The 3,996-nt window shown below is 64.7% G+C and carries 4 protein-coding genes; 3 read left to right on the top strand and 1 reads right to left on the bottom strand.

The window, feature by feature from the left end; translation table 11 throughout:
- Positions 1–485: 485 nt before the first annotated feature.
- Positions 486–2,561 (top strand): HAMP domain-containing methyl-accepting chemotaxis protein, encoded by a 2,076-nt coding sequence (locus Q0S16_RS02430; protein ID WP_295844632.1) that lies wholly within the window; start codon positions 486–488, stop codon positions 2,559–2,561.
- A 41-nt stretch (positions 2,562–2,602) separates the two neighbouring features.
- On the opposite strand, the gene Q0S16_RS02425 is transcribed toward Q0S16_RS02430, so the two are convergent.
- Positions 2,603–3,520, bottom strand: coding sequence for a DMT family transporter (locus Q0S16_RS02425; RefSeq protein WP_295844631.1), 918 nt, complete (start codon positions 3,518–3,520; stop codon positions 2,603–2,605).
- Positions 3,521–3,547: 27 nt separating this feature from the next.
- Between Q0S16_RS02425 and Q0S16_RS02420 the strand changes: the two genes are divergently transcribed.
- Both Q0S16_RS02420 and Q0S16_RS02415 read left to right on the top strand, forming a co-directional pair.
- Positions 3,548–3,679 (top strand): hypothetical protein, encoded by a 132-nt coding sequence (locus Q0S16_RS02420; RefSeq protein WP_295844629.1) that lies wholly within the window; start codon positions 3,548–3,550, stop codon positions 3,677–3,679.
- A gap of 102 nt (positions 3,680–3,781) precedes the next feature.
- A partial coding sequence (locus Q0S16_RS02415; RefSeq protein ID WP_295844626.1) for a hypothetical protein occupies positions 3,782–3,996 on the top strand: 215 nt, incomplete at its 3' end.

The following is a 3,996-nucleotide window of genomic DNA, read 5'->3' as shown; positions in this document are numbered from 1 at the left end:
CGTCGGCGCGATCCTTCTCGTAGCCGCGATAGATGATCACGCTGGCAAAGATGATCAGCGGCGACATGGTGCCGGCGACCAGCAGCGCGAGGCGGACCGGCAATGAGATCTTGCGCACGCGCTGGCCCCGGAAGGTGTTTGCAAAGACGTTAGCGAAGCATTGTTGCGATCATAAGATCGATCGCGCCGAGCGGCTATCGTTTTCGGAGCACCTCCGCGCCGCCATGATCCCGCCCTCCAGCGCCGGCGCGCCCGCAGCTGTCGATCATCGCAATCAGAAAATTGATATCCCGACATCAACTGTCGAGTATGTCATTTGCTCAGCGTCGGCGAGCTAACTTAGCGGCGAAAACCATTCAGCGACGAACACAGACGTCGCTTTTGTACTATCAGGTTACCATAGGCGACCCGAAATCCGCTCCGCTTGTTAATCCAGCCTTATGCAATCCCGAATAAGTTGAAGTTATATTCAATAGGAATTTGTCATGCAAATCGGCCGGCTGTTTTCTGTATCCATGCTGTCGGTGACGGGGTTGGCTGTGCTTCTCGGCGCCGAGGTGTTGGTGCCACAGTATCGTACTGTCGCTAACAAGAGCGAGGCGATCAAGGCCGTCGAGGCCTATGGTGCCGTGCTCGTGGTCGGACAACATATCGCCGGGCAGCGTGCGCCCTATGTCGGGCCCTTGTTCCAGGACAACGCGGCCACGCCGGCGCAGCTGGAAGCTATCAACAAGGCCGTCAAGTCCTCCGACGAAGCGTTCGCGGGTGCACGGTCGGCGGTCGGCTCTCTGAGCGACGGCGCCTCGGTGATCGAGGGGTTGAACCAGGCAGCAGCAAATCTCGCCGAGACACGTGTGGCCGCGGATCGCGTCTTGCCGGTTGCGATGACGGCGCGTGACCCCGCGGCGGTCAAAGGCTTTCTGCCCGGCGTCAGCAAGGCTGTCGCTTTGGTCGAACCTCTTCTGAACCGTCTCGAAAACAAGGTTGTCGTGGCGGATGCGTCGCTCACGGCATTGCTGGCGATCGCCCGCACGGCGCAGGATATGCGCGTCGCGGCCGGAGGCCGCGCGGCGACCTTCACCCTTCCGCTCGGCACACGTCGTGCGATGACGGCGGCAGAGCTCTCTGCATTGGATAGCGGCCGGGGCCGGGTCGATGCCGGACGCGAGCGTCTGGAGGCTACCCTCGACCAGGTCGGCAAGCCGGAGCGGCTGGTCAAGCCGCTCAATGCGGCCTTTCAGAGCTACTTTGCCGAAGCGGCACCGCTGATCGAAAAGGAAATGGCCGCGGCGCGCAGCGATGGAAAATACACGCTGACAGTGGACGAGTTGTCCGCGGCTATCTTGCCGGCCGTTCTGAGATTTCTCGCGGTCCGCGATGCGGCGATCGCGGAGGCGCTGGACCGTGCGCGCGCGGGACGCGACGAGGCGATGCTGATGCTGGCGCTGACCTGTGCGGCCGTGCTGGCTCTGCTCGGCGTTGTGGCCGGGGTGACCTACATGCTGCGGCGCCGGGTGATCGCGCCTTTGGGAACGATCACGGAGGCGGTCAGTGAACTCGCCGCCGGCCGGCACGATGTGACGATTCCGGCGATCGACCGCACCGACGAGATCGGGACGATGGCAAAGTCGTTGCAGGTGTTCAAGGAGGCTCTGATCGCCAAGCGGGATGCCGATGAGTCTGCCGCCGTGGAGGCCGACGCCAAGATCCAGCGCGGCCAGCGTGTCGACACGATGACCCGCGACTTCGAGGCGATGATCGGCGAAATCGTCGAAATCGTTTCGTCGGCCTCGACCGAACTGGAAGGCTCCGCCGGAACGCTGACGGCCACCGCCGAGCGATCTGAACAACTCACCACGCTGGTGGCAGCGGCTTCCGAGGAGGCCTCCACCAATGTGCAGTCGGTGGCCTCCGCCACCGAGGAAATGGCGTCCTCGGTGAACGAGATCAGCCGTCAGGTCCAGGACTCCGCGCGGATCGCCAGCGAGGCGGTGGTTCAGGCGCAGACGACCAACGATCGCGTCGGCGAATTGGCGAAGGCGGCCGCCCGCATCGGCGACGTCGTTGAACTGATCAATACCATCGCCGGGCAGACCAACCTGCTGGCGCTGAACGCGACGATCGAAGCCGCGCGCGCAGGCGAGGCCGGCCGCGGATTTGCCGTGGTGGCCTCCGAGGTGAAGGCGCTGGCCGAGCAGACGGCCAGGGCAACCGGCGAGATCAGCCAGCAAATCAACGGCATCCAGGCGGCGACGCGGGAGTCGGTGAACGCCATCAGAGAGATTGGCGATACGATCGGGCGAATGTCGGAGATTGCATCGACGATTGCTTCGGCCGTGGAAGAGCAGGGTGCGGCGACGCAAGAGATTTCCCGCAACGTTCAGCAGGCAGCGCAGGGAACCCAGCAGGTCTCCGCCAACATCACCGACGTGCAGCGGGGCGCCAGCGAAACCGGATCTGCATCTTCGAAAGTGCTTACCGCGGCAAAGTCGCTGTCGGGAGAAAGCGCGCGGCTCAAGCTTGAGGTCAGCAAGTTTCTCAGCTCGGTTCGCGCCGCGTAGCTTCGAGGCGACGCTGCGCATCGCGTCCGTGACCGGTACGCCTACCGTCGCGACGCGATGAAAACCCCCGCCAGCACCAGCGCGTAGCCGAGCAGGTGAAACAGCCGCAGCTGTTCGCCGAGAAATACGATGGCCATCGCCGAGCCGAACACCGGCATCATGTGCAGGAACGGCGCGGCGCGGTTCGGGCCGATCAGCGCGATGCCGCGGTTGAAGAACAGATAGGCCAGCGCCGAGGGAAAGATCATCGCATAGACCAGCGTTGCCAGGGTCAGGCGGTCGAGCACCAGCGTGGCGCCCGACGCCAGTTCCCAGATCATTGGCGGGATCGTCATCAGCGCGCCGCAGCCGATGGTGAACACGATCAGCGACATCGGATGCGTCACCGGACGGCGCAGCATCAGCGCCGAATAGATCCCGAAAATGAACAGCGCGGCGGCCAGCATGGCGTCGCCCTTGTTGATCTGGACGTTGGCCAGCGCCGTGAGGTCGCCGCGCAGGATGATCACCAGCACGCCGGTCATCGACGCCGCGATGCCGAGCATCTGCGCCACGCTGAGGCGCACGCCGAACAGGATCAGCGTCCATAGCGCGACGCAGAGCGGCCCGGCGGACTGGATCAGCAGCCCGTTCAGCGCCTGGGTGTGGATCAGTCCCCAATAGGCCAGCGTGGTGTTGGCGGCGAAGCCGGTTAGGGCCAGCGCCAGCAGCAGCGGAATGTGGGCGCGCAGCGCCGGCCAGTCGCGCCGCAGATGCGGCCACGCAAACGGCAGCAGCAGGAAGAACGCGCCGACCCAGCGCGCACAGGCCAGCGTCACCGGCGGGATGTGGCCCGCGACATAACGCCCGAGCACGATATTGCTGGCCCAGAACAGCGAGGTCAGGCTGAGCAGCAGATAGGGCTGGTTGCTGAACCAGACGAAGACGGAGCGCGGCGGCGCGGCATTTTGATGGATCATCGATTCCCGCGGATTGGATCGATTCAAATGTTCGTAAATTGCTCCGGCACGCAATGCCCGCTGGCGCGGCCATTCCATGCGCGAATCGCGGGCGCCGCCGCCAATTGCGGCGGCTCGGACACACCGCGCCCCGAATTCGCCGGCATCGCCGCTGTCTAGAGGTCTTCTATTGGCGATAGCGCGGCGGCTCGCTTATCGGTCGCCATCATTGAAGAATCCGCATCGGCCCGGCCGGTGCGACGACGAACATCGGGGAACGTGTTGAAAACGATTCATCTCTCTCACCTCGCGGTACTTTCCGCGGCCTGTGCCCTCAGCGTGCTGACCCTGAATTCGTCGCAGGCGCAGTCCGTCGCCGCGCCGGACGGCGCGTCGCAATTGCCGCCGGTCGTGATCAACCAGCCCGAGCCGCGGCGTCGTGCCGCGGTGACGCCACGCCGTGCGCCGCGCGTGGCCTCGCGCAGCGCCGCCGCCGC

The sequence above is a fragment of the Tardiphaga sp. genome (assembly GCF_025356345.1).
In the GTDB taxonomy this organism is placed as follows: domain Bacteria; phylum Pseudomonadota; class Alphaproteobacteria; order Rhizobiales; family Xanthobacteraceae; genus Tardiphaga.
Note: the sequence above shows the minus strand (reverse complement) of the source record. Positions and strands in the feature narration are given on the sequence as shown.

Bases quoted from the DNA above. Each gene is read 5' to 3' on its own strand.
- Q0S16_RS02430 (WP_295844632.1), top strand. From the start codon at position 486: ATGCAAATCGGCCGGCTGTTTTCTGTATCCATGCTGTCGGTGACGGGG.
- Q0S16_RS02425 (WP_295844631.1), bottom strand. From the start codon at position 3,520: ATGATCCATCAAAATGCCGCGCCGCCGCGCTCCGTCTTCGTCTGGTTC.
- Q0S16_RS02420 (WP_295844629.1), top strand. From the start codon at position 3,548: ATGTTCGTAAATTGCTCCGGCACGCAATGCCCGCTGGCGCGGCCATTC.